We start from the raw sequence: 23913 nt of genomic DNA on the forward strand, positions 1-23913 counted from the left end.
GGTCGCGGGAGGATGGCGATGGCATCGGACGCACGGCTCATCGAGCAACTGGATCCGGCCTCGACGGTTCTGCTCACCGTCGAGTGCCAGCGCGGCGTGGTCGGCGTGGACAGTGCGCTGCCGGAACTCGCCGCCGTGGCAAGGAAGTCGGGAGCGCTGACGCATATCGCCCGACTGGTAGTGGCTGCCCACGAAGCCGGCGTCCAGGTGCTGCATGCCGTCGCCGAACGCCGTCCCGACGGTCGGGGGGCCAACAGCAATGCCCGCTTGTTCAAGGCGGCCCGGCGGCTGCCCGTACAGCAGATCGTCGGATCCACCGCCGTACGGATCGCCGATCCGATACCGGTCTCGGAGGATGACCTGGTGGTGCGGAGGCTGCACGGGCTCTCGCCCCTGGCGGGCACCGATGTGGACGCGCTGCTGCGCAACTTCGGGTGTCGCACACTCGTGGTCACCGGGGTGTCGGCGAACGTCGCGATCCCCAATGCCGTGTTCGACGCGGTCAACCTCGGCTACACGGCCGTCGTGCCCTCGGACGCCATCGCGGGAGTGCCTGCCGACTACACACCCGCCATGATCCGCAACACCCTCGCCCTGGTCGCCACCGTCACCACGACGGACGAGGTTCTGACCTGCTGGAAACGGCCGCGCCGCGCTTCCTGACCCGGCGGGGGTGGGTCCGGGGCGTGGAGCGCGGCGACGGCGCTGTAGGAGCGGCGGCGTCGGGGGAGGAGCCAGGGACGCTTCGACGCCGCCGCTCGCCGGTAAGGCGCTATGGCGGTGATGCGGTCAGGGGCCAGGGGCCAGGTGTCAGTTGTCAGGTGGTCGGATCGGCGGGTGGTCAGCCCAGGGTGACCGAGCCGCCGTCGACGTTGACCTTCGCCGCCGGCAGACCCCGGGGCGCGGGCCCGTCCTTCACACTGCCGTCGGTGATGTCGAACTTGCTGCCGTGGCACATGCAGTTGATGGTGCCGCCGGAGATTTCACCGACCAGGCAGCCCGAGTGGGTGCAGACCGCGGAGAACGCCTTGAACTCCCCGTCCTGCGGCTGGGTCACCACGACCTTCTCGGCCTTGAAGATCTTGCCGCCGCCCTTGGGGATGTCCGCGGTCTTCGCGAGTTCGCTGCCGCCCCCGGCGGTGCCGCCGTCGCTCTCACCCGCCGCCCCGTCGTCCGCGCCCCCGTTGTCCGGCGGCGTGTCCTGGCCGGAGTCCTCCGCTCCGCCGGCCGCCGGGACCTCCGGCTGCGTTCCGGTCTGCTGCGTGCCGCCGCCGCAGGCAGCGAGGGCGGCGGTCAGCCCTGCCGCGCCGACCGCCGCGACGACCGCGCGCCGCGCCGTGCCACGCCTTGCGCCCTGCCCCGTCCCGACCAGGGCCAATGGAGGCGTTCCGCGCGGGGCGTCCGCCGCGGCAGCGGATTCCTGGGCCGGATCCTGCTCTGGCTCTGTCTCCGCTGTCACGGTCGTCTCAGCCGTCACATCCGTCCGCACCGATGCTGCGTGTCGAGCCATGGTGTGCCTCCGGTTCGGGTCCTCGTCCGCTTCTGCTGCCGTGTTCGTTGAGCCTGTTGCTGTTGCTGTTGCGGTTGCTGTCGGCGGTGGCGGGTGCGCGGCCGGCGGGTCCTCATGCCGCCACGTGAGGCCGTACGGCGTGTGCCGTATGGCCTCACGGCTTCACGGCCCTGAGGAGCCGGTCGCCGGTCGCCTGGCGCTTGACGACGTGCCGCGCACCCGCCACCCAACGCCCATGAGGGTGTGCGCTCCCCGGGGTGCTGAACGGGGCCGGCCTCAGCCGTGGGCGCCATGGACGCTGCGCAGATGAATACGGACGGCCCGTTGCCCGTGTTCAATCCGAGTTGAGGAAAACCGGATCGGCCGGCGAACGGGACGGCGACGGGGAGCGCAGGGAGGGGCTGACGGGGCGGACTGCGCAGTGGCGGCAGCGTGCTCGCATCGGAAGCGGTTGCCGCCGTGCGCCGTCCCGGCGCGCGGCGGGTGGTGCTTCCGTAGGCCGTGTCTCAGCCCTCGCCGGCGGTCTCCTCGGACGTGTCCTCAGGCTCCGCTCGACCCTCCGGGCCGCTCAGGCCGCCCAGCGCCTCGCGCAGGAATGCCAGCTGGTGGCGCAGCAGGTTCTCGTTGACGGCGTCATCGGACGGCGCATGCGTCGCCCCGGGCAGTGGCAGCACGCTGTGCGGTTTGCCCGCCGCGAGCAGTTCGGCCGAGAAGCGGAGGGTGTGTGCGGCCGCCACATTGTCGTCCGCGAGGCCGTGGACGAGCAGCAGCGGGCGGCGCAGCAGGTGCCCGTGTCCGACCAGCGACGAACGTGCGTAGTTCTCCGGCTGCTCGTCCGGGTGGCCCAGGTACCGCTCCTTCCAATGGGTGTCGTAGAGCCGCTGATCGGTGGGCGGAGCGCCGGCGACGGCCGCGTGGAAGACATCGGGACGGTGGAGTACGGCGGCCGCCGCAAGGAAGCCGCCGAAGGACCAGCCGCGGATCGCCACGCGCCCCAGGTCGAGGTCGCCGAACCGGTCGCCTGCGGCCAGCAGAGCGTCCACCTGATCCTCCAGCGCGGGCGTGAGCTGGTCGCCGTGGACGGCCTTTTCCCAGGCGGGGCCGCGCCCGGGAGTCCCGCGCCCGTCGACCACGAGAACCGCGAAGCCCTGTTCGGCGAACCACTGGGACACGCACGAGAACCACCCACGGGCCCGTACCGCGAGCTGCATGGCCGGGCCCCCGTAGGGATCGAGCAGCACCGGCAGCTTCCCGGAGCCTTCCCTGTGCCAGGAGGGGAGGTAGAGGGCGCCGCGCAACTCGCGCTCGCCGAGCGTCAGATGGACGGGCCGAGGAGTGACGACGGGCTCCTCGGCGAGCGAGGCGATGACGCCGTAGGGGGCGCCGTCGTCGTCCGAGTCCCGGACGAATTGGACCTCGTTGCCACGCGGTGTCATGCCCTCCAGGACGATCGTGCCGCCGCGCCCCACGCCCCGGTACGTGCCCGGGTCCCGGCTCAGCCGGCGGATGCCGTGCACGGGGTCGTAGCGCCAGACATGGGTCTCCGTGGGGTCCTCACTCGCCGCGAACAGCACCTGCTCGCCGTCGACGCCGAGCACCTCGTGCAGCTGTAGCCCGTCGGGTGTGACCCGTCGGCCGCCGATGGTCAGATGCCGGGTGCCGCCGGTGTCCTCGGGCAGGACGAGGGCTCCGGACGCGGTACGGGCAGGAGTGCCGGGGACGATCTCCACCCAGGCCGGGTCGGTGCGTTCGTGCAGCACCTCGGTGGCGCCGGTCGCGGGATCGACCGCCAGGGTACGCAGCGTGCGCTGGTCGCGGCTCTGGACCGCGAGATATGGGCCGTGTGCGTCCCAGCCCGCGTCGACGAGGTATTCGTAGGCTTTGCGATCGAATTCCACGTCGACCCGGTCGCCGTCGACGGACAGCAGCTGGAGCGTGACCTCCGCGTTGGCCGTGCCCGCGGCCGGATAGCGGATCGCCTGCGGCGGCTTCGTCGGATCGGAGGGGTCACTGATGAACCGCCGTTCCACCGGGCCGGTGTCGACCCTGGAGACCAGGACATGGCGGCTGTCCGGCGCCCACCAGTAGCCACGCGACCGGTTCATCGACTCGGCCGCCGTGTATTCGGCGAGCCCGTAGGTGATCTCCGGGCCTTCGGCACGGGCCAACTGGCGGTCGGTGCCGTCCAGGTCGACGAGGTGGAAGGACCGGCGGCTCACGTAGGCGATGTGGCGGCCGTCGGGGGAGGGCCGGGGGTCGACGACGGGACCGGCCGCCGATACGGAGAACGGAGCGCCACCGTCCGTACGCACCGCCCACAGCGCCCCCGACAGCGCGAAGGCAACGAGTCGGGCTGCGTCGTCGGTCGCGTACGTCACCACCCCCACGGACCGCTCGCGGGCTCGCTCCCGCCGCAGCCGCTCCTCCTCGGGCACCGCCCCAGGACGCGTTCCCACCAGGAGCGTCGGATCGGCCAGCATGCGCTCCGCACCGTCTTCGTACTGCCACAGCCTGCCCACCGGATCCGTGCCGGACCCCGTACGGACGAAGAGGACACGGCGACCGTCGGGGGAGAGGGTGAGATGCCGTGGGACACCCAGGGAGAAGCGGCGGCTGCGCGCGAACTGACGGGGAAATGCGGCGGCGTTCGGGATGGGCTTTTCCAAGGTGCGGTCCTCCGAGGTGGTGTCTTCCAGGGGTCTGTAATGCGTCAGGCGAGTCGGGTATGGAGCAGGGATTCAGGGTTCAGAGATCAGGTGTGCTTCAGGCGGGGAGCAGAGGCATCGGGTAATGCCTACGCCAAAAGGAAGGTGCTGCAAAGACTTCTTTGTGCAGCGCTGTGTGCCGGTACGGGACCGGGTGAAGTGGCAAGGACGCGAGTGGTGCTGCCGCAGCGGGCGAACCGCGGGGAAGCCGCAGTGAGGATGTTCGCCGTGACGAGCGGTGTCACGCCCATTTCGTACGGGCGGATCGCTCCTGGCATCGCCGAGGCGGAGATCTTGATACGCGGTACTTATATCACGAGATTCGGTGTCGTGCCCGTGCCCGCGCTCAAACGCACCGGGCCCGCCGTCCTCTTCGGCGACAACCGGGACCTCATCACTCCGCACGTCGAGGCCCGGCCACTCCAACTGCACCAGGAATACCGGTAATTGCCGCGATGCCGAGCCGAGGGGAACCGATCGGGGGAGCGGTACGCGCTGGCTGCGGCTCGCTCTACGACGCCCGGATCGCCCAGCCCCAGCCCGACCCCGGCTGCGATCTCGCGTCCCTCGCTCTTCAGGGCACGGGGCCCGCCCCCCCCGGCTGTACTCCGGAGCCGGCCAACACCGCCGACTGAGAGTGACCGGACCGTGGTCGGCGCCCTCTGCGCCCCGCGTTCCCTGTGCTGCCGATGGGCGTGGCCCGGGGCCGCACCCGGGCCCGCGGGACGCGCCCCCTACAGCCCTCCCGCCCCTACCCCAGCCGTCGCCGGGCGGACGTACGCCATCCCCGCCGGGCAGGCGCCCGCCGTCCGCGCCCCCGATTTGCCCGTAGGTCGGTCGAGCCCGCCCCCCCGGTGCCGCGCTGCCGTCCCGCCGGCGCAGGCGGCAAGGCGCGGTTCGTTCCTGACCTGCGCGCCCTGAAGGGTGAACCGGTCGGTGCGCGACCGCGTGTCGCCGGGCAGGATCGGCAGAACGACCTAACGTTCTAGACACCCCCATGTGTTCAGGGGGGAACCGAATCCAATTCTCTGGTGAAGGTGAAGCCCTCCGCACGCCGGAGATGACGCGAAGAGCGCCCCCGCACCAGAACTCCGGTGCGGGGGCGCTGTCGTACTCCCGCACGGGCCATCGCCCTCCGATGGCCTTCCGCCTCAACACAGCATGTCGCAGAGAAGGAGCCGCCGCCCGCTCCGGGAGTCGGGACGGACGGGAGGGCTCCTGCGCGGTGCACCCACGAGCGGGCCGCAAGAAGGACCGCGAGGACCAGCATTGAGGAGGAGACACCCATGAACGAAATCAACCGGCGCCCGGAAAGGCTGTCCAAGGCAATCGTCCGCCGCCGGTGTCCTCGCAGCCGAACGGCTGAGCAGCGTATGAGTCCGCTGTGGCACGACCTGGTGCGCGGTGCCGCGTACACGGCCGGCGGCACCCTGGTCACCCTGCTCACGGCATGGATCCAGACCTGGCACTGACACCTGACGAGGTGCCATTCGGGCGCCACGACGCGGAAGGAGTGGTGCGTGCGCTCGGCTCAACCTGCGCATAACGAAGGGTGGTTGGAGGAGAAAGTCCGGCGAGAAAGGAGCGGGCCCGGGGGCGTAGCCTGCCCCCGAGCCCTTGAATGCCACCCGACTGCGCACGCCGGCTCGGTTAAGAGCGCGGGTCAGTCATCAAGTCGTCGTGTTCTGCCTTTGAACTACCGCGCATCGGAAAAGAGAGCTGCACGGGCCGGACTTGAACCGGCATCCGACGACGCGGGCCCGGCCCGGTCGATCCGGCGATCGGTGGCGAATACTGAGACTGGAGCAAGAGTCTGAGATTGATCGCGGTCTGCCTCTGCCGAGTTGGGCTACCGCGGCTCGTGAATGCCGCGGGGAGGATTTGAACCCCCACTGAAAACCGCGTTCGTCACGACAAGCTTCAGTTTCAGCTTGCGCTCCTCGCGCACCCCGGCCGCACAGAGGCGCCCGGGGAGTTGTAGACGCTACCCGAACAGGTAGCCGAAGACGAGCTCGCCCACCCGTTCGTCGGTGATCTCGACGGAGTTCGCCTCCTCGCGGGCGTACTTCACCGCCTGCTGCAACTTCTCCACCCTGTCCAGCAGTTCGTTCACGCGTCGAGCGGGCAGCGCGCCGGAGAACTTCACGGTCGTCCAGTAGCCGACCGGAACGTCCTCGTAGTACACGTCGACCTGTGCCGGGTGCTTGTCGGTGGCCTCCGCCTTCACGTGGTTGCGGGGCACCTTCTTCGTCCGCACCGTCCGGACAGGCTCGGTCTTCCAGGCATCCGTCGAGGGGTCCTGCACCCACGACTCGGACGCGTCCAGCACCGGCAGCTTGCGTATGAAGGTGTTGACGTCGGTGAGCTGCTTCTCCAGGAACAGCAGATACGACACGGGGACCTGGCTGAGCAGCGTCCGGCCGTCCACCTTCACGTCGGCGCGCGCCGTGCAGTTGGCCCAGTCCTTGGTGGCGGTCACGTCGAACAGCCGCGTCAGGGTCGCCGCCGTCTCGCGGAGCACGTCCTCCGCCTGCACCTGCACCCGGGTGGACTCGGGCGGCAGTTGCTCACCCTCCTCGTCCTTGGGCTGGTACGTACGGGAGATCCCGGCCAGCAACGCCGGCTTCTGCAGGCCGTGATGAGCGGACGTCAGGTCCTGGTGGGTCTTGGACTTGACGCCCTTCTCCACGGCAATGATCTGGTTGAGTTTCGCCACTCGGGCAACGTACCAGCGCTGATCACCGCAAGCCGAATGCTTTTTCGAGTGCGCGTCCCGCCCTGTTCGCGTCCCGTCCCGGGGCCGGGCGGTGGGGGTGTGAGGCGTGATCGGGAGCCGCACGTGCCGTGTGCGACGGCGCGTGCGGGGAGTGGCGGTAGCGGGGGCGGCGTCGATGCCGCCGTCGATCCCACGGAATGCGTACGGGTGTGGCCGGCGAAATGCGGTATCGGCGGCCGATAACCGATACGAGATCGGGTACGGCCGGAATCCGGTCCGACAATGGTCACTCAGGAGAATCCTCCGACCGGCCAGGCGCGGGAGCATTCACGGATGCCCGCATTCCCTCGCAGGAAACAAGCAGGTTTTCCGGACTAGGCGAAGTGGGTGGGGGCACAAGGCTGCTCGGAGGTTGATAACTATGGTTCCCCTGCTACTCGTCCTGCTCCTCGCACTGCTGCTCTTCGGTGCCGGCTTCGCGCTGAAGGCCCTGTGGATCGTCGCGGTGGTCGTGCTTGCCATCTGGCTGCTCGGCTTCGTGATGCGCTCCGCCGGGGCCGGCGGCAAGCGAGGTCGATGGTATCGCTGGTAGCCACGCGCCGAACGGTGCCGGTTAATACAGAAATCCAGGGGTGCGGCAGCAGAAATTGCTGCCGCACCCCGTTTTCCGGTTCCGGCCCCGATTGCCGACGCCACCGGGCCCATGCCGGATGGGCAGGTGCTGCCCGTATCACCGGTTTCGCCGTACCGAATCCTCCGCGGAGGCCCCTCATGCCGAGTCGGGTTCGTCCGAACGGCGGGTGTCGAAATGGCGATTTGATAGCGTCACCCGTGCGGCGAAGATCCGTTTCACCCCGTCCGCGCAGAGCGTTTTTCCGGTGCGGAATCTCGGATCGAGAGGCGGAATTCAGGTGAGGCTAGGCACTGTCCGCGACGCTGTCGTCCCGGACGGCGGGGCCGCCCTCGTCGGCCGCGAGCCGGGCGAACGCCGCGTGAAAGGCTTCCAGGCCGGCCGCGAGCTGGGCGACGTCGGCGGGCTCCATCCGCTCCAGGGTGGCCGTGATCTCCCGGCTCCGGGCCGCGCGGTACTCCTCCAGCAGCACCCTGCCGCGCAGGCTCAGCCGCAGCTCGACCTCACGCCGGCTCGTCGCGCTGGGGCCCCGTTCGGCGAGACCCATCGCTTCCAGGCGGTCGCACAGTCTGCTGACCGCCGGTGGACGCGAGGCGAGCGCCTCGGCGAGCGTGCGCAGATTCGTGCCTTCCCGTTTCTCGATCACCAGCAGGGCGCGGAGCTGGGAAGGGGACACCTCCGCCGAGCGCGCCGCCTCCTGTCCGCGCCCCCACAGAACCTCGAGCAGCTCGGAGGCGGCAAGGGCCGCCGCGCTCGCTTGCTCGCGGGAAGGGGGCCGGCTGGTGAAACGGGACACACGAACACTCTGTCACCCTGTGCGTCCCGTTGTCAGACCGACCCTGCCCTTGACGCGCTACGAAGGGGGTCCGCGAAACCATGACCGAAAGCTTCGACGCGGGGAGGGCGCTGCGTGCGTCCGCACCTCACGCCCTGCTCGACACCGTGCGTGACCACCTTGCCACCGCCTACGGCGCCACTTCGGTCCGCCTGTATCTGACGGACTACGGCGGCACGGTCCTGAGCCCTTTCGACTCCTCGGAGGACGAGGCGCCCCTGTTGTCCGTCTCCAACAGCCCGGAAGGGCGCGCGCTGGGCAGCCAGGAGCGGCGCGAGCAGCAGGTGCCGCACGGTGACGCCGTCGACCACCATCTCCCCGTGACGGTGCGTGGCGACCGGATCGGCATTCTCACGGTCCGGCTGCCCGGCGACCGCTCCACGCCCGCGGTCCTCGACGAGCTCAGAGAGGTGACCGACCAGCTCGGGCACGAGATCCTGGTCGCCGAACGGGACACCGACGCCTATCAGCGAGTACGCCGTGTCAGTCGCCTCACCCTGGCGGCGGAGATGCAGTGGCAGCTGCTGCCCGCCCGGGCGTGCACCGCCGAGCGGTACGCCCTCGGCGCCCAGCTGGAGCCCGCCTACGCCGTGTACGGCGACAACTTCGACTGGGCCGCGGACGGTGAGGAGCTGAACATCACCGTCACCAACGGCATGGGGCAGGGCGTCGACGCCTCACTCCTCACCCACCTCGCCGTGAGCGCGCTGCGCAACGCCCGGCGGGCGGGCATCAGCCTCGCCGACCAGGCGGCACTGGCCGACCAGGCGGTTTACGACCATCACCAGGGCGCGTCCCACGTGTCGACGCTGCTCGTGCGCGTCGAGCTCGCGACCGGGCGGATGGAGATCATCGACGCGGGGTCGCCGCAGATGTGGCGGCTGCGGGGCAAGACCGTCGAGCGCATCGAACCGGACAGGCAGCTGCCACTGGGCATGTTCGAGGAGTCCCACTACACGGCGGAGAGCTTCACGGTCCTACCGGGGGACCGGCTGATCTTCGTGAGCGACGGTGTGTACGAGGCGCCCGCGCCGAAGGGCGGACACTACGTGGAAGCGGCGCTCGCGCGAGCGCTGCACGCCACGCGTCTGCTGCCTGCCGCCCTGGTGCCGGGGGCGCTGCTGCGCGATGTGGCCGAATACCGTGCCGCGGAGACGCTGGATGACGCCTTGGTGCTGTGTTTCGACTGGTTCGGGAACGATCGCGACTGAGCGCGGTTCGTCGTGCGTCCACCTTCGGCGCCCTTGAGTTCGCCGCCGCCGTGAGGTCCGCCATCGGGTCACTCTGTGGGAGGCTGTCCTCCGGCCGTGGAACGGGTCCGTGGCCGCCGACCTGCTACGGCCCTCGTCGCCGGTCGCCGCCCGTGTGATCACCCGCGATGTGCGGCCCCGCCGCCCCTCGCCAGGGTCGCCGTACGGACGGATCCCCGGAATGCGGAAGTCTCATATCCGCTCTCCGGCCGCAAAATCACCGCACCGATCCGGCCGTCCGGCCATTCTCGGCCTCGGCGGGTGAAGAGGGGGCCCGCGGGTTACAGGGCTTGATCGCGCTCGATAACATTTGCCGGAAGGCAACTATCGACGAGCGTGGGTCGGCCCGGCCCCGCCACCCGGGCGAACAGCCCGAAGGTCACCACGGGCCGGCCGGACCGAAAGGATGAAGAGTTGGGTTCCGCTGAGGCTGCCGCACGCGAGCGTGTCACGAGCGTGCTGCGCGAAGAGGCCGATGAGATCTCGGACCGCTGGGTGCAGTTGCAGCTGGCGCAGCCGTCGCTGGACGGGGAAGTGAGCGAGGCCGAGCTCGGCGAGGAGGCCGACGCCCTGGTCGGCGCCCTGCTCTCCGGCCTCGACCTCGGGCTCCCGGTGGAGCGCGTGGTCACCTCGCACGAGGAGATGCACCGGACGGTGTCCGAGATCTCCATGCGCCGTGCCCGCAGAGGTGTCTCCCCGACCGCGACCTCCCTGGCGGTGCTGTCGCTCAAGGAAGCCCTGCTGGAGGCCGTCCAGCGGCGCACCCGCGAAGGGGACGACCTCTTCCCCAGCGCGGTGCTGATCAACCGCCTGCTGGACAGCGCCGGCGCGCTCTCCTTCGAGACCTTCGTCGAGGGCCGCGAGGAGATCATCCGCCGGCAGAGCCAGCAGCTGCTCGAGGTGTCCACGCCGGTCGTCAGGCTGTGGCGCCAGGTCCTGGCCGTACCGCTGATCGGCACCCTCGACACCGCACGCACCCAGGTGGTGATGGAGAACCTCCTCCAGGCCATCCAGGAGCACGAGGCGCTGGTCGCCATCATCGACATCACCGGCGTGCCCACCGTCGACACCGCTGTCGCCCAGCACCTGATGCACACCGTCAACGCGGTGCGTCTGATGGGCGCGGACTGCGTCATCAGCGGCATCCGCCCGCCCATCGCCCAGACCATCGCGCAGCTCGGGATCGACTTGTCGACGATCCTGACCCGCGCCACCCTCGCCGACGCGCTCGGGGAGGCCGTGAAGCTCACCGAGGCCGCCGCGTCGGACCACGAGCGCCTGGACAAGCGATGAGTGCGCCCGCCTCGGGCGGTGTCCCGATCCTGCGCCTGGGGGACGTGCTGGTCACGGGCCTGCTCAACGAACTCGACGACAAGACCGCCGTCGCTTTCACCGAGGAGCTCACCGCCCGGATCAGCCGTGACGGTGCCCGGGGTGTCCTCATCGACATCTCGCGGCTGGAGATCGTCGACTCCTTCGTGGCGCGCACGTTGATGGAGCTGACCACCATGGCGCGACTGCTGGGCGCCCGGGTGATCGTTGCCGGGATGCGGCCGCCGGTCGCCATCACCCTGGTCGAGCTGGGGATCCAGCTCATCGGGGTGGAGACGGCACTCAACGCCGAGCAAGGAATGGCTGCGATGGGCTGGCGTCAGAGCCTGCAGCCGTCCGGAGGGGGCCGGGGTGAGTTCCACCCGGAACACTGACAACGCGGTGGCTCTGGCCACCACGCCCGGCGTCGCCGACCGCGACGCGCGGACGGACCGGACGGTCCAGATCGTCCATACCGAAGAAGACCTGCTGACCGTCCGCCACGCGGTGCGGGCGGCGACGCTGCGCGCCGGATTCAGCATCGTCGACCAGACGCGGGTGGTCACCGCCGCGAGCGAACTGGCGCGCAACGCCTATATCCACGGCGGAGGGGGCACCGTGATCATCGACCAGCTGGCGCTGGGCGGAAGGGCCGGGTTGCGGCTGACGGTCAAGGACGACGGCCCCGGCATCCTGGACGTCGACGCGGCGCTGGCCGACGGCTTCACCACCGGGGCCGGACTCGGTCATGGGCTGGGGGGCGCCAGGCGCCTGATGAACGACTTCGAGCTGCACACCTCGCCCGGGCAGGGCACGACCGTGATCGCCACGCGATGGGCGGGGCGTTGACTTCGACCGAGGCCCTGCCGACGGCACACATCGCTGTGGACCACTACAGCGCCGTTCATCTTGCCGCCGAGACGGCCCGCGCCGTCGCCGAGCGCTGCCGCCTGCCGGGCGCGCTGCCCGACCAGGCCGCCGTCATCGCCTCGGAACTGGCCAGCAACCTCGCCAAACACGCGAGTAGCGGGGCACTGTTCATCCAGCCGCTGCCCCTGGGCGGTGGGATGGAGATCGTCGCCGCGGACAGCGGTCCCGGCATCGGCGAACTGCAGCGGTGCCTCGCCGACGGTTACACCACCAGCAACACCCTCGGAGCCGGGCTCGGCGCCGTGAAGCGGATAGCCACCGCCCTCACCATCCGTACGCAGCCCGGGGTCGGCACCCTCGTCTGCGCGCGCCTCGCCGAGCCCGACGCCGCACCCCCGGCTGCCCAGGAGGTGGGAGCCATCTGCCTCCCGGCGGACCGTGAGCAGCTCAGCGGCGACGCCTGCGCCGTCGTCGATCAGGGCGCCGTCCGCACCGCGGTCGTCGTCGACGGCCTCGGGCACGGCCCTCAGGCGGCGGAGGCCGCGCAGACGGCCATACGCTCCTTCCACCGGGCACCGGACCTTCCCCTGCCCGACCTGCTCACCGTCATCCACCGCGCGCTGCGCCGCACCCGGGGGGCGGCGGTGGGCCTGCTGCGCCTGCACCCCGGCCGTGCGGAGTACAGCGGCATCGGCAACGTCCGGGTCCTGACGCTGACCCCGCTCGAGGTGGGCCACCGCCTGACCGGCCAGCCCGGTATAGCCGGCCTGAACATGACAGCGCCGCGGGTGCGAGCGTTTCCGGTGCCGCCCGGCGCCACCGCGGTGCTCCACTCCGACGGCATCGACCAGCGATGGGCCCGGTCGCCCTCGGCGTTCGTGCACCGGCTGCCGCCGCTCCTGCTCGCCGCCTCCCTCGCCCACAGCCACCGCCTCATCCGCGACGATGCGACCGTGATCGCCGCCCGACCCAGCCAGAGACTTCCGTGAGCCCCCACACCTTCCACACCCTGCCGGGCCTGCGCCGCGCCGTCCGCGGAATCTGCGAGGCGCACCGGCTTCCGTCCCACAACGGAGCGCGTCTGCTGCTTTCCGTGTCCCGGATGGCCACGGCCGCCTTGGACGCCGGCGGCCCCGTCCGCCTGGAGGCCGTCGAGCACACCGCGCCCGGCGGAGAGACCCTCCTGGCCGTCACGCTGCACGCCGGACGGACACCGCAGTCGCCGAGCACGGCCGATCTGCCGCTGCCCGGGCAGGCCACCACCGAAGGCACCATCGCCTGGCACCTCCCGCTCGGTGAAGGGGAGGACCCGCCGTCGGCCACGCTGCCCGCGCCGCGCGGAGCCGCGCACGCCCGTGAGGCGGCGGGCGCCGAGGCGTACGAGGCGGAGATCGCGGCACTCGAAAGCGATCTCGGCGTCGCGCTCTCCCGGGTCGACACCCTCAGCACCGAACTGCACCGGCTCAAGGACGAACTCGGCGAGACCAACAGCGGCGTGCTCGCGCTCTACGTCCAACTGGAGGAGCGTGACGAGCAACTGCGCCGGGCACACGGTCAGACCCTGCGCGAGTTGGAGGACGCGCTAAGGCCCCCGCCGATCACCGTCAGCGGTGTGGATTTCGCCGTCCACTACGCACCGGCCGATCCGGACGCCCCCACGGGAGGCGACTTCTACGACTGGCTCCTGCTGCCCGACGGCACGGTGCACATCACGGTCGTGGACGCACTGGGCCACGGCGTGCGCAGTACCCGCAGTGCGCTCAATGTCACACACGCCGTGCGCACCCTGGCTCTCGAAGGCCATCCGCTGGAATCCATCGTGGCCCGCACCCACGACATCCTCGCGCCGTTCGACCCCGAGCTGATGGCCACCGTCCTGCTGGCCCGGATCCACCCGGAAACCGGGGCACTGCGCCTGGCCAACGGCAGCCACCCGCCGGCCCTGGTCGTCCGCGCCGACGGCACGTCCGACTATCTGGAGGTCCGCGGCCGGGGCATCGGATTTCCGCTGCCCGGCAGCGAATCCGTGCTGGAGGACACCCTCCACCAGGGCGACCTCCTCATGCTCTACACCGACGGCCTCACCGAGAGCCGACGGGACCCCATCGAGGGCGAGGCGCGACTCGTCAAGAGCGCCCAGGCCCACGCCGGGCGCCCGGTGCAGGAGATCCCGGGCGCCGTCGCGGCGGACATGCACACCGTCATCCTGCACCCGGACGACACGCTGGCCCTGGCCGTCCGCCGGGTGGAGAATCAGCAGGACGGGCACCCCCTGGCACGGCAGCCGTGAGCAGCGCACACCAGAGTGGACCGAACACGCCCTTTTCCCGATCGATTCTCTGGGTAGGCGCGTCTCGGACAGCCGCCGAGAACGGGACCCTACGAGCGGGGGGAAGAAGGCCATGCAACGCCAGCTAGCGATCGACGACCAGCCGTCACAGCCGGTGCAGCGTGTCTGCCACCCCGGCTCCGCGGCGGACGCCCGCGACTTCGTCCGGAGCTTCGCCGCCCTGCTCAGCCCCGAGCCTCCCGATCTGACCACCCAGAACCTGCTGCTCCTGGTGTCCGAGCTGGTCGCCAACGCGCTACGGCACGCCGGCGCCGTCACGGCCCTGCACCTCCGCGCGGACGTCGAGAGAATCGAGGTCTTCGTCGAGGACCCCAGCCCCGCACTTCCGCAGGAGCGCAGCCCCGACCTGTCCGGCAGCAACGGCGGTTTCGGATGGCCCATGGTGCACGCGCTGGCCCTGGACGTCGCTGTCCTGCCGGGTCCCGGCGGCGGCAAAACGGTACAGGCGGCCCTGCCACGCTGAGGCCCCGTCCGCCTGCCGTCGTGCCCCGGACGTCGGAGCCGTGTGATCAGGACAGCGAGGACGGGATGCGCTCATGCAAGGCCACGGCGCCGAACCGCCGAGGGAGCCGCAGCGCGAGGCTGCGGAACAGCTGGCTGACGCGGGCGAGGCGATCGCCGGCCTGATGAGAGAGGTGGCGGCCTCGGTGGAGCCGCGCCTGACCCCGCCCGGTCTGAGGGTGATGACCGTCGTGTCGGACTCTCCCGGACGGAACCTGACCGCGGTGGCGACCGCCGTGGGACTCAGTGTGCCGCGCGCCAGCCGCGTCTGTGCGGCCTTGGAGTCCGCTGGCCTGCTTCTGCGCCGGCCGGCGGCCACCGATCGGCGCGAGATCGGGCTGGAGGTGAGCCCCGGGGGCCGTGCGCTGCTGGATCGGTTCGGGGCGATGCGACGGGAGCGGATGGCGGCGGTGCTTCGGCGGATGCCCGCGGAGGAGCGGTGCGCGCTGGTCGCGGCGTTGGAAGAGCTAGGTCTCGCGGTCGCCGCCGTCGGCTCCGAGGGGGGATGACGGCTCCGCGTCGATGGCTTCGGCCACGGAATCGTGGAGCGGCAGGACGGTGTCGAGTCCGGTGAGCGCGAAGAGCCGTTCCAGGAAGGCCGAGGGGGTCGCGAGGCGCAGGGCAGGGCCCAGCGCGGTGTGCGCCCGGAGCAGGACGTTGACCGTGGTGGAGTCGGCGAACGTCACCGCTGACAGATCGACCACGACCGGGGCGACGCCGTCCTGGGCCGCCTTCCGGAGGGTCTCGTCCAGGGGCGCGACGTTGTCGACATCCAGCTGTCCTGTGACGGTGACGACGCGTGCGCCGCGCTCCTGCCACACGACCATCTCTCTCACGATCGGTCGGCCTCCGCTGGGCTGGGGCAGCACGGTGAACCTCGCTGTACGGGCTGACGGTTTGAACAATGCGGCGGTCCGGGCACTCCACACGGCCGCGTGACCAGCTCGGACCAGGATAGAAGCGATAGTTGCCGTTTGACAACATTCGCCATAAGGCAACAATCTGTTCTCGTCACATCACAAGGCGGCTGCGCCTGGCGTGGCTTGGGACGAAACAGCGGCCTGAGATCCGCTGCACGCTGTCAGAACATGAGAGCGGCCGCCGACCATGAGTGGGCTGTCAGCCTCATATGCGAGTGGGGAGGAGGCCGCCGCGTGGAACGCATCGAGCCCCGCCGCCACGCTGTTGACGGCGGACGCCCTCCTGCGCCCGGCAGGATCCGCGAACTCCCCTGTACGCGCCACCGGGTGGCTCCGGCGGCCCGTGCCCGCCACGCCGCGAATCCGTCCGCCGCCAAGGCCGTCGCGCGTCGGAAGGGCACGCGGCTGTGACTGCAAGGCCCCCTCCTGGCGGGAGGACTCCTTACCCACCCCTACGCGCCTGCACCGGTTCAACGGCGCCAGGGGCGCCCGCTCTTCCGTGCTCGCGGCGGGCCGTGCGGCCACCGTAGCGGGGCACCGGCCCACTCCGTTCCGTCGTGCGGCGCGGTCCCGTCAGTCCCCGCCTTTGCCCTCGTCCACCGGACGAAGAATGCCTGAGAGACCGTGACTCAACGTCGTGAGGTAGAACGAGCTGTCCGGGCGTCGGCCCCGCACGCTCTGGTGGACACGCTTCGTGATGTGCTCGCCGAACGCTACGGAGCGCTCTCCGTGGAGTTGCTGCTCGCGGACCACGGGGCGACGGCGCTCGCTCCCTTCGGTGCGACCGGTACGGCGGGTGCGGCCACCGCACCCGTCCCGGTCGCCAACAGCGCCGAGGGCAGGGCCTTCGGCGGCCGGCAGCCCCACCAGCAGACCCGGCACGGAGACGTCGTCGAGCACCACCTCCCGGTGACCGTCCGAGGGGAGCGCACCGGCCTTCTCACCGTGCGGCTGCCCGTCGAACGGTCCGTTCCGGAAGCCGTCGACGGCCTCGTCCACGCGGCCGGGCTGCTCGGCCACGAACTCCTGGTCGCCGAGCGGGACACCGACGTCTACCGGCGGGCGCGACGCCTCAGCCGGCTCACCCTGGCCGCCGAGATGCAGTGGCAACTCCTCCCGGCCAGGGCCTGTTCCGCCGACGAGTACGCCATCGGCGCCCAGCTCGAACCCAGCCACGACACCCACGGCGACAACTACGACTGGGCCTCGGATGCCGACGAGCTGACCCTCGCGGTCACCGACGGCATGGGCACCGGCGTCAACGCCTCGATGCTCACCCACCTCGCCGTCAGCGCGCTGCGCAACGCACGCCGGGCGGGAATCAGCATCGAGGACCAGGCGGCACTGGCCGACCAGGCCCTCTACGCCCAATACCGGGGAGCCGCCCACGTATCCACCCTGTTGCTGCGCTTCGACTTCGCGACGGGCCTCGTCCGGGCCGTGGACGCCGGGTCGCCCCAGTTGTGGCGGATGCGGGGCAGAGCGATCGAGCGCATAGAACTCGATCCCCAGATGCCGCTCGGCATGTTCGAGGAGACGCATTACAAGGCGCAGGAATTCGAGGTGCTGCCCGGGGACCGGCTGCTCGTCGTCAGCGACGGCGTCTACGCGGCGCAGTCGCCCCACGGGGAGGCGTACGCGGAGCGTGCCCTGGCCCGCGCCGTACACGCCGGCAGGCTGCTCCCGGCCGCTGCCGTGCCCCGCGAGCTGCTTCGCGACCTGGCCGACTTCCGTGGCGCGGAGTCTCCGGACGACGCGCTGGTGCTCTGCGTCGACTGGTTCGGAAGGCCCGGGGAGCGGGGGCGCCGGCCGACGAACGCGGAGAACGGCGCCCGTTAGAAGCCGAGGATCCGGGTACGAGGGCCAAGGCACCGCTCCGAGGGCGCAGTTGGTGCCGCCACCGGAGCCTCGAACGCGTCGGCAACGCGACGCGTCGGCTCCCTGCCGTCCCCGATACGGAAAGGCGGAGCATGCTTTTCTTGGTCGTAGCCCTGTTCCTCTTCGGCGCGCTGATAGGGACCGCCGGGCATGTCCCCGTGCCGGTCACTGTCGTCTCCGGAATCGCCATCGCGGCCTGGCTGGTGATCTTCTTCACCAGGGAGCGCCGTAAGGCCGGCAGCACGGCGAAGGGGGCCGGCCGATGACCTCCGCCCGGATCCCCCTGAAGACCGGACCGCACCCGCAGGCCGACCGCATGGCGGTCGCCGCGTTCGTCTGCGGCCTGCTGGGTGCCCTGGTGTTCAACATCGTGCTGGGCCCGTGCGCCCTCTTCTTCGGCGCCCTGGCGCTCCACCGCGGGACCATCCGGCGCCTGCGTGCCTACTTGGGCCTGCTGTTCGGCACCGTCGACATCGTGCTGCTCGCGGTGCTGTCCGCGCACAGCGGGACCCTCAGCTGGCATCTCTGACGGCCGACGACGGGTGGGGTGCCGGTGGCCGGTGCCCCGACACCCGAGGCCCGGTCCGCGGTCGGCCTGGTCCGCGGGCGGTGACACACCACGGCGACCCTGGCGCTTCGCCAGGGCCGCCGTCGTCGCCCGCAGGGACCGCCCGTTGTCGCCCCCAGGGGGAACGGCCTCTCCTGGGGGCGACCTGACTAGGCAGCGGCCTTGCGCGCCCGGTGACGGGCGGCGCGGCGCCGCATCGCATGGCGTTCGTCCTCGGTCATGCCACCGCAAACCCCGTACGCCTGACGGGATTCGAGCGCCCACTCCAGGCACTCCTGCATGACCGGACACCGGTGGCACACGGTCTTGGCCTCCTCCGCCTGGAGCAGGGCAGGACCGGTGTTTCCGATGGGGAAGAACAGCTCGGGATCTTCGTCACGGCAGGCGGCGTGATGACGCCAGTCCATGGGGGGCCTCCGTTCTCCGCGAATACGCGCGGTCAGTTTGGGTTACCGGGAGCGCGGCGACGAGGTTCGTCGGCTTCGCTTCATCGGACCTGCGGTACTCGCGTGCCCCACAAGGCCGTTGGGATGCGGATGGGCGGCCGCTTTCTGAATCGATGCCTTCGCCGGGGGAGCGGGGCGTCCTCGGCGCCGCGAGCGACGCGAGGCGCGGCGGTCAGTTCGTCGTCGGTCCCTTCCGCCGCTCGTGACGTGAACGTGCGAGGCGATGGGCGGTGCGGAGCAGTTCGCGGACCGCCGCCCCGGTTCGCGGACCCGGATTCACCACGGCCAGCCAGCCGACGGCGCCGTAGACGGGATGGGCCATCACGGCATCGGTGATGCCGGGGTCGTCGTCGGGGGCCGGGTCGCGCGGTGCGTGACCGGTCCACCGGATGAAGGCTTCCTTGCCGGCGGCGACATTGACGCGGAACGCGTCCGGGCGCTCCAGGCGGGACCGCTCGTCCCCGGGGTAGTTCTTCGTCACGATCGTCGCGAAGGGCTGCGCGGCGGTCGCGGTGACGCCGTCGGGGGAGTGGAAGAAGTAGGTGTCCCCCCAGCTGATCTCAGGTGAGCCGTCGCCCGGGCCCGGCGTGACGGCCAGGACTTCCTCCAGGTCCGTCACGAAGTCGATGATCTCGTCGATGGTCATGTGCTCAAGCGTTTCATTAAGGTGCTTGTGGAGACTTCGAGCCGGAAGAGAGAGGAACGGCGGGTGAAAACTCTCAAGTCGACGGTCATGCGCACGGTCGATGTCGCGCGGCGCGCCGGGTACTCCGTTCAACAGGTCCGCAATCTCGAACGCGCCGGAGTGCTGCCGCCGACGAAGCGCACGGCCTCCGGTTACCGCACCTACGAAGAGGTGCATCTGCAGTCCGCACTGGCCTACCGGGCCCTCGCGGCCGGCACGGGGCCGGTGGAGGCCAAGCGGATCGTCCGCGCCGTGCACGAGCGTCCCGCCTCGGAGGCCCTCGCACTCCTCGACGCGGTCCACGCCCGGCTCGACCGGGAGCGTACGGACCTCGCACTCGCCAAGGAGGCGGCAGCGGCGATCCGCGCCGAGCCGATCGGGGAGGTCCGCCCCTCGGATGCGATGAGCGTCTCCGAACTTGCCGCGGCACTCGGGGTGCGCCCGTCGACGCTTCGGCACTGGGACGCCGAAGGGCTCGTTGTTCCCGACCGGATCTCCCCGCGGGGCACGCGACGGTACTCACCCGCGCACACCCGGGACGCCCGGATCGTCCACCAGCTGCGCAGCGCCGGATACCGCATCGACCCCCTCCGAGCCTTGATGCCGGGACTGCGGCGTGGGCACGGGGCGGAGGATCTCGGAGCCGCGCTGGCGGCGCGGGACGCGAGTATCGCGGCGCGCTCCCACGCCCTGCTGGACGCTGCGGTCGCACTCAGCGCGCTCCTTGCCGCACAGAAGCGGGACTGACGCAGAGGACCGGCGTCGGGACGGGCCTCGTCGAGCGGCCTTGCGGGCTCCTCACCAGCGACGATCCCGCGATCGTCGACTTCCGGGGGGCCCGGCGCCACGGCGCGCATATGCTCGATGCCGCCCACGATGTTCTCCTGGACTCTGGAGCACACCATGACCGATCCCTCGCCCACCGACGCCTCCGGCACGCGGACGGACCCGCTCGTCCAGCTGTCGCTGGAGCAGTTGCGGCAGCGCACCAGCATGAAGTGGCGCGCGTACCCGAAGGACGTCCTTCCGCTGTGGGTGGCGGAAATGGACGTGCCGCTGGCCCCTGCCGTCGCCGAGGCGCTGCGGCGCGCGATCGCTGTCGGTGACACCGGCTACCCCTGCGGCACGGCCTACGCGGAGGCGTTGGCCGCGTTCGCCGGCGCACGCTGGCAGTGGAACGACCTGCGCGTGCAGAACACGGCCATCGTGCCCGACGTCATGCTGGGCATCGTCGAAGTGCTCCGGCTGATAACCGACCCCGGCGACGCGGTCGTGGTGTGCTCACCGGTCTACCCGCCCTTCTACGCATTCGTCGCGCACGACGCCCGCGAGGTCGTCGAGGCTCCTCTCGGTCCCGACCTGCGGATCGACCTCGACGCTCTGGACGACGCCTTCACCCGGGCCCGCCGCCACGGACGCCGCGCGGCGTTCCTCCTCAGCAACCCGCACAACCCCACCGGTGTGGTCCACACCCGCACCGAACTCGAAGCCGTCGCCGGCCTCGCCCGGCGGCACGGCGTGCGCGTGGTCTCCGACGAGATCCACGGCCCCCTGGCCCTGCCCGGTGCCGCCTTCGTCCCCTTCCTCGCCGTCGAGGGCTCGGAAGACGGCTTCGCGCTGACCTCCGCGTCCAAGGCGTTCAACCTCGCGGGCCTCAAGGCCGCCCTGGCCATCGCGGGCAGCGAGTCCGCCGCGGACCTGCGCCGGCTGCCCGAGGAGGTCGGGCACGGCCCCAGCCATCTCGGCATCCTGGCCCACACCGCGGCGCTGCGCGACGGCGGCGAGTGGCTCGACGACCTGCTGCGCGGACTCGACGCCAACCGGCAGCTCCTGGGCAGCCTGATCGACGAGCACCTCCCCGGCGTGCGCTACAGCCCGCCCGAGGGCACCTACCTTGCCTGGCTCGACTGCACCCACCTCGCGCTCCACGACGACCACACCGACGGGCCGGGCATCGTCAGCGACCTGGCCGGGCCGGCGAAGATGTTCCTCGACCACGCGGGAGTGGCCCTCAGCTCCGGACACGTCTTCGGGACGGGCGGTGCCGGATGCGTGCGGCTGAACTTCGCCACCTCCCCGGACATCCTGCGGCAGGCCCTCACCCAAATGGGAACCGCCCTGCGCCGACTGAACGGCGCCCGGTAGGCGTACGCTCAACTGCCGCCGGTACGCAGCCGGAAGCCGACTCCCCACTCCGTCGTGAGGGTCGCGGCCGGACCGGGCCCCAACTTCCGCCGGATGAGGTGGACATGGAGGTCCACGGACCGGCTGTGGCTGCCCGCCCAGTCGCCGATGCAGGCTCGCAGCTCGTCCCGCGAGACCACCCGGCCGCTGCTGCGAAGCAGTTGGGCCATCACCTTGAACTCCATACGGGTCAACGGCACCGAGCGGCCGTTGACCACCATCCGTTGCTCGCCGTGGTCCAGGACTATCGTGCCGCCCTGGGCGCCGACGTAGGAGCCGGTCATTGAGCCCCGCAGCTCGAACAGGTCGGCTGGGGCCAGGACACCGTCGAGCGGTTCTTCGGCCATCAGGCCAACATCCGTATCCTGCATGCTCGGCGGCGTCCATTCCGCTCGCCCTCGCGGGCACCGCCGAAGCGGGTCGCTTCCACGCCGGGGAGCGCGTGCCGGCTTTCGGGGCCGGCTTCAGCGGGGGCTACCGCCGCCCAGCAGCTCGTGCAGATCCTGTCCGAGAAGTTCGACCTCGGGGACGACATCACCCCGACCACCCCATTCGCTGAACTCGACCTGGATTCCCTGGTGCTCGTCGAACTCGCGGTGATCCTCTCCCGCACGTACCAAGCCCCGTTGGACGAGGAGGAATTGACCGAGGCAGGGAATATCGACGGAGTCATCGCCCTGCTGGAATCCAAGCGCGTGGCAGCGGCCTGAACCCACGTGATCGGGCGCCCGCCCGCACCGGGCCCCCCGCGGCACTCGTCCACCCGAGGAGATCGACCATGGCCGCCGCCTCCCCGCCCACACCCGCCACGCCGGTACCGGCATCCGTACCCGCGTCCCTCTTCGACGTCGACGGCACTCTCACCCACAGCACGACGATGTTCACCTTCCTCGAATACAGCCTGGCGGAAAGGGGATTCGGGCCCGACGCCGATCGCGACGCCCGAGCCCATCTGGCCGAGTTGACCGAGTCAGGAGTACCGAGGGAAGAGGCGTGCCGCAGCTGCTACCGCCTCTACGCGGGGCTGGATGCGGAGTCGCTCGCGCAACAGGGCCGTGACTGGTTCCGGCGTGAATTGAGCAGCGGTCACTTCTTCGTGGAAGAGACCCTGACTGCCTTTCGCCACCACGTCTACAGAGGCGAGCTGACCGTGCTGGTATCCGGCTCCCTTCCCGTCTGTCTGGACCCCATCGCCGAATTCCTGGGCGTGGACGCGGTGTTGTGCTCCCGGCCGCTGGTGGAGGGCGGCCGCTACACCGGGGAGATCGCCGTTCCGATGATCGGCGAGGCGAAGGCGGCGGCGGTCGCCGGCCTCGCCGCACAGCGGGGAATCTCCCTGCCCCGCTCCACGGCCTACGGCGACCACGACACCGATCTTCCGCTGCTGCGTCTGGTCGGCTCCCCGGTCGTCGTCGGCGCGGATCCGGACATGGGCGCGTGCGCGCAGCGCAACGGCTGGCGGCACATCACGCTCTGAGGAGTTCGGTGAAGCCCGGGGGCAAAGTGGCCGAACCCGGGCTGGCCAACCATCCATCACATCCTTTAATTTAGGTAAGGCTAACCTAATGGAGGTCGTGGATGAGCCCTACCCATGCCTGCGCGGACGGGCCGACGGCGGCGGAGCGGATTCGTTCCGTGCTGGCCCGCGCGGGGTCGCTTTCCGTCACGACGAACGGTCATCGCCTCGATCTCGTCGGCCTCCACGCGGTCGACGGCAAAGGCCGGTTGGGGCTGCGGCTGCCGGCCGACAGTCCGTTGCGGCCGCCCGCCGCGTGTGCGCCTGGTGCCACCCAGGCCGCTCTCGTGGAGTTCACCGACATCGCCCCCACCGCCGTGCGTGAACGCGTGCGGGCCAGGGTGTCGCTCTCGGGATGGCTCACCCCCACCGGCCCGCAAGGGAGCGCGGACGATGGTGCGGACCACCGCCTCGACCTCGCGCGCGCCGCCCTCGAAACGGCCTCGGACATCGTGGCTGTCCGCCCTGACGAACTGGCCGACGCCACCGCGGATCCGCTCGCGTTGGCGGAAGCGGCCATGCTGACGCACCTGGCCGACGGGCACCCGGATGTGGTGGCGCGGCTGACCAGGCTGGCCGACGCCCGTCTGCTCCTCGGCGCGGTACGCGTGCAGCCCCTCGCTCTGGACCGGCACGGCATCACACTGCGCTGCGAATACGCTCGTGGTCACGGCGACTTCCGCTTCGCGTTCTCGAAACGTGTGAGGACCGCCGCAGAAGCCGGTGATCAGGTCCGATTGCTGCTCGCAACTGCGCGCCGTTGTCCGCGCCGCCGCACCTCCTCCCGTTCATGACGGCGCCCGCCCAACAGCCCGCCGAGGAACGCGAGACGGCCCCGGACCTCTCCGGCTCCGACAGCGCACCACCACCTCGCCCCGGCACACCCGCACACCCACCGTGGACAGCAGAGGGACCGGGGCTGACCCCGGCGCGTGCGCGCATGTTCCTGGAGGCTCTGCGAGAGGGGGAGACGGTCCGGCGTTCGGCGGCGCGTGCCGGTGTATCCAACGACACGGTGTACAAGCGCAGAGGAGTGG

General features: G+C 70.8%; 27 protein-coding genes. 19 read left to right on the forward strand and 8 right to left on the reverse strand.

The window, feature by feature from the left end; translation table 11 throughout:
* The first annotated feature begins 18 nt into the window (after positions 1-18).
* Positions 19-663 (forward strand): cysteine hydrolase, encoded by a 645-nt coding sequence (locus tag QOM21_RS31660; RefSeq protein ID WP_407554428.1) that lies wholly within the window; start codon positions 19-21, stop codon positions 661-663.
* Between the two features lie 178 nt (positions 664-841).
* Here the strand turns inward: QOM21_RS31660 and QOM21_RS31665 are convergent, their stop codons facing one another.
* Together QOM21_RS31665 and QOM21_RS31670 are read right to left on the reverse strand one after the other, a co-directional pair.
* On the reverse strand, positions 842-1372 hold the full coding sequence (locus QOM21_RS31665) for a Rieske (2Fe-2S) protein (protein ID WP_407555937.1): 531 nt from the start codon (positions 1370-1372) through the stop codon (positions 842-844).
* Positions 1373-2016: 644 nt separating this feature from the next.
* Positions 2017-4176: a prolyl oligopeptidase family serine peptidase gene (locus QOM21_RS31670; RefSeq protein ID WP_407554429.1), complete on the reverse strand. Its 2160-nt coding sequence runs from the start codon at positions 4174-4176 to the stop codon at positions 2017-2019.
* A gap of 267 nt (positions 4177-4443) precedes the next feature.
* Between QOM21_RS31670 and QOM21_RS31675 the strand changes: the two genes are divergently transcribed.
* Positions 4444-4662 (forward strand): hypothetical protein, encoded by a 219-nt coding sequence (locus QOM21_RS31675; RefSeq protein ID WP_407554430.1) that lies wholly within the window; start codon positions 4444-4446, stop codon positions 4660-4662.
* A gap of 1537 nt (positions 4663-6199) precedes the next feature.
* Here the strand turns inward: QOM21_RS31675 and QOM21_RS31680 are convergent.
* Positions 6200-6931 carry a hypothetical protein gene (locus QOM21_RS31680; protein WP_407554431.1) on the reverse strand — a complete coding sequence of 244 codons (732 nt, stop codon included), beginning with the start codon at positions 6929-6931 and terminating at the stop codon, positions 6200-6202.
* A gap of 421 nt (positions 6932-7352) precedes the next feature.
* On the opposite strand from QOM21_RS31680, the gene QOM21_RS31685 reads away from it, so the two are divergent.
* On the forward strand, positions 7353-7523 hold the full coding sequence (locus QOM21_RS31685) for a hydrophobic protein (RefSeq protein WP_393894975.1): 171 nt from the start codon (positions 7353-7355) through the stop codon (positions 7521-7523).
* 325 nt (positions 7524-7848) lie between these two features.
* On the opposite strand, the gene QOM21_RS31690 is transcribed toward QOM21_RS31685, so the two are convergent.
* Positions 7849-8358, reverse strand: coding sequence for a MarR family winged helix-turn-helix transcriptional regulator (locus QOM21_RS31690; RefSeq protein WP_407554432.1), 510 nt, complete (start codon positions 8356-8358; stop codon positions 7849-7851).
* 80 nt (positions 8359-8438) lie between these two features.
* Between QOM21_RS31690 and QOM21_RS31695 the strand changes: the two genes are divergently transcribed.
* The 8 genes from QOM21_RS31695 (at position 8439) to QOM21_RS31730 (ending at position 15188) form a co-directional block, all read left to right on the forward strand.
* On the forward strand, positions 8439-9608 hold the full coding sequence (locus QOM21_RS31695) for a PP2C family protein-serine/threonine phosphatase (RefSeq protein WP_407554433.1): 1170 nt from the start codon (positions 8439-8441) through the stop codon (positions 9606-9608).
* 453 nt (positions 9609-10061) lie between these two features.
* Positions 10062-10940: an STAS domain-containing protein gene (locus tag QOM21_RS31700; RefSeq protein ID WP_407554434.1), complete on the forward strand. Its 879-nt coding sequence runs from the start codon at positions 10062-10064 to the stop codon at positions 10938-10940.
* Positions 10937-11353 carry an STAS domain-containing protein gene (locus tag QOM21_RS31705; protein WP_407554435.1) on the forward strand — a complete coding sequence of 139 codons (417 nt, stop codon included), beginning with the start codon at positions 10937-10939 and terminating at the stop codon, positions 11351-11353. The genes QOM21_RS31700 and QOM21_RS31705 overlap by 4 nt, the downstream gene beginning before the upstream one ends.
* A 13-nt stretch (positions 11354-11366) precedes the next feature.
* Positions 11367-11807 carry an anti-sigma regulatory factor gene (locus QOM21_RS31710; RefSeq protein ID WP_407555938.1) on the forward strand — a complete coding sequence of 147 codons (441 nt, stop codon included), beginning with the start codon at positions 11367-11369 and terminating at the stop codon, positions 11805-11807.
* Entirely contained in the window at positions 11804-12817 is a 1014-nt protein-coding gene (locus tag QOM21_RS31715; protein ID WP_407554436.1) for a SpoIIE family protein phosphatase, read from the forward strand. The genes QOM21_RS31710 and QOM21_RS31715 overlap by 4 nt, the downstream gene beginning before the upstream one ends.
* Positions 12814-14118, forward strand: coding sequence for a PP2C family protein-serine/threonine phosphatase (locus QOM21_RS31720; protein ID WP_407554437.1), 1305 nt, complete (start codon positions 12814-12816; stop codon positions 14116-14118). The genes QOM21_RS31715 and QOM21_RS31720 overlap by 4 nt, the downstream gene beginning before the upstream one ends.
* Before the next feature lie 112 nt (positions 14119-14230).
* Entirely contained in the window at positions 14231-14641 is a 411-nt protein-coding gene (locus QOM21_RS31725; protein ID WP_407554438.1) for an ATP-binding protein, read from the forward strand.
* Between the two features lie 73 nt (positions 14642-14714).
* Positions 14715-15188: a MarR family winged helix-turn-helix transcriptional regulator gene (locus tag QOM21_RS31730; RefSeq protein ID WP_407554439.1), complete on the forward strand. Its 474-nt coding sequence runs from the start codon at positions 14715-14717 to the stop codon at positions 15186-15188.
* Here QOM21_RS31730 and QOM21_RS31735 read toward each other — a convergent pair.
* Entirely contained in the window at positions 15147-15506 is a 360-nt protein-coding gene (locus QOM21_RS31735; RefSeq protein ID WP_407555941.1) for an STAS domain-containing protein, read from the reverse strand. The two genes, QOM21_RS31730 and QOM21_RS31735, sit on opposite strands and share 42 nt — an antisense overlap.
* A 774-nt stretch (positions 15507-16280) precedes the next feature.
* Between QOM21_RS31735 and QOM21_RS31740 the strand changes: the two genes are divergently transcribed.
* The 3 genes from QOM21_RS31740 to QOM21_RS31750 all read left to right on the forward strand — a co-directional run bounded on the left by QOM21_RS31740 (position 16281) and on the right by QOM21_RS31750 (position 18006).
* Positions 16281-17438, forward strand: a complete 1158-nt coding sequence (locus tag QOM21_RS31740) for a PP2C family protein-serine/threonine phosphatase (protein WP_407554440.1) — start codon at positions 16281-16283, stop codon at positions 17436-17438.
* Between the two features lie 131 nt (positions 17439-17569).
* The gene (locus QOM21_RS31745) at positions 17570-17743 is read left to right on the forward strand and encodes a hypothetical protein (RefSeq protein WP_407554441.1); all 174 of its coding nucleotides are present in this window, start codon (positions 17570-17572) and stop codon (positions 17741-17743) included.
* Positions 17740-18006, forward strand: coding sequence for a DUF4190 domain-containing protein (locus QOM21_RS31750; protein ID WP_407554442.1), 267 nt, complete (start codon positions 17740-17742; stop codon positions 18004-18006). Before QOM21_RS31745 ends, QOM21_RS31750 begins: the two co-directional genes overlap by 4 nt.
* Positions 18007-18194: 188 nt before the next feature.
* Here QOM21_RS31750 and QOM21_RS31755 read toward each other — a convergent pair whose 3' ends face one another.
* Positions 18195-18452, reverse strand: coding sequence for a WhiB family transcriptional regulator (locus tag QOM21_RS31755; protein WP_407554443.1), 258 nt, complete (start codon positions 18450-18452; stop codon positions 18195-18197).
* Between the two features lie 211 nt (positions 18453-18663).
* Positions 18664-19137, reverse strand: coding sequence for a DUF6194 family protein (locus QOM21_RS31760; protein ID WP_407554444.1), 474 nt, complete (start codon positions 19135-19137; stop codon positions 18664-18666).
* A 63-nt stretch (positions 19138-19200) separates the two neighbouring features.
* On the opposite strand from QOM21_RS31760, the gene QOM21_RS31765 reads away from it, so the two are divergent.
* Both QOM21_RS31765 and QOM21_RS31770 read left to right on the forward strand, forming a co-directional pair.
* Entirely contained in the window at positions 19201-19923 is a 723-nt protein-coding gene (locus QOM21_RS31765) for a MerR family transcriptional regulator (protein WP_407554445.1), read from the forward strand.
* Positions 19924-20079: 156 nt separating this feature from the next.
* A complete protein-coding gene (locus QOM21_RS31770) occupies positions 20080-21321 on the forward strand; it encodes a MalY/PatB family protein (protein WP_407554446.1) in 1242 nt (413 codons plus the stop codon).
* Between the two features lie 8 nt (positions 21322-21329).
* Here QOM21_RS31770 and QOM21_RS31775 read toward each other — a convergent pair whose 3' ends face one another.
* Positions 21330-21707: a winged helix-turn-helix domain-containing protein gene (locus tag QOM21_RS31775; RefSeq protein ID WP_407554447.1), complete on the reverse strand. Its 378-nt coding sequence runs from the start codon at positions 21705-21707 to the stop codon at positions 21330-21332.
* A gap of 147 nt (positions 21708-21854) precedes the next feature.
* Between QOM21_RS31775 and QOM21_RS31780 the strand changes: the two genes are divergently transcribed.
* The 3 genes from QOM21_RS31780 to QOM21_RS31790 all read left to right on the forward strand — a co-directional run bounded on the left by QOM21_RS31780 (position 21855) and on the right by QOM21_RS31790 (position 23670).
* Positions 21855-22070, forward strand: a complete 216-nt coding sequence (locus QOM21_RS31780; RefSeq protein WP_407554448.1) for an acyl carrier protein — start codon at positions 21855-21857, stop codon at positions 22068-22070.
* 68 nt (positions 22071-22138) lie between these two features.
* On the forward strand, positions 22139-22837 hold the full coding sequence (locus tag QOM21_RS31785) for an HAD family hydrolase (protein ID WP_407554449.1): 699 nt from the start codon (positions 22139-22141) through the stop codon (positions 22835-22837).
* A 158-nt stretch (positions 22838-22995) separates the two neighbouring features.
* Positions 22996-23670, forward strand: a complete 675-nt coding sequence (locus QOM21_RS31790) for a DUF2470 domain-containing protein (protein ID WP_407554450.1) — start codon at positions 22996-22998, stop codon at positions 23668-23670.
* Positions 23671-23913: the final 243 nt, after the last annotated feature.

Source organism: Streptomyces sp. Pv4-95 (genome assembly GCF_045782725.1).
Lineage (GTDB): Bacteria > Actinomycetota > Actinomycetes > Streptomycetales > Streptomycetaceae > Streptomyces.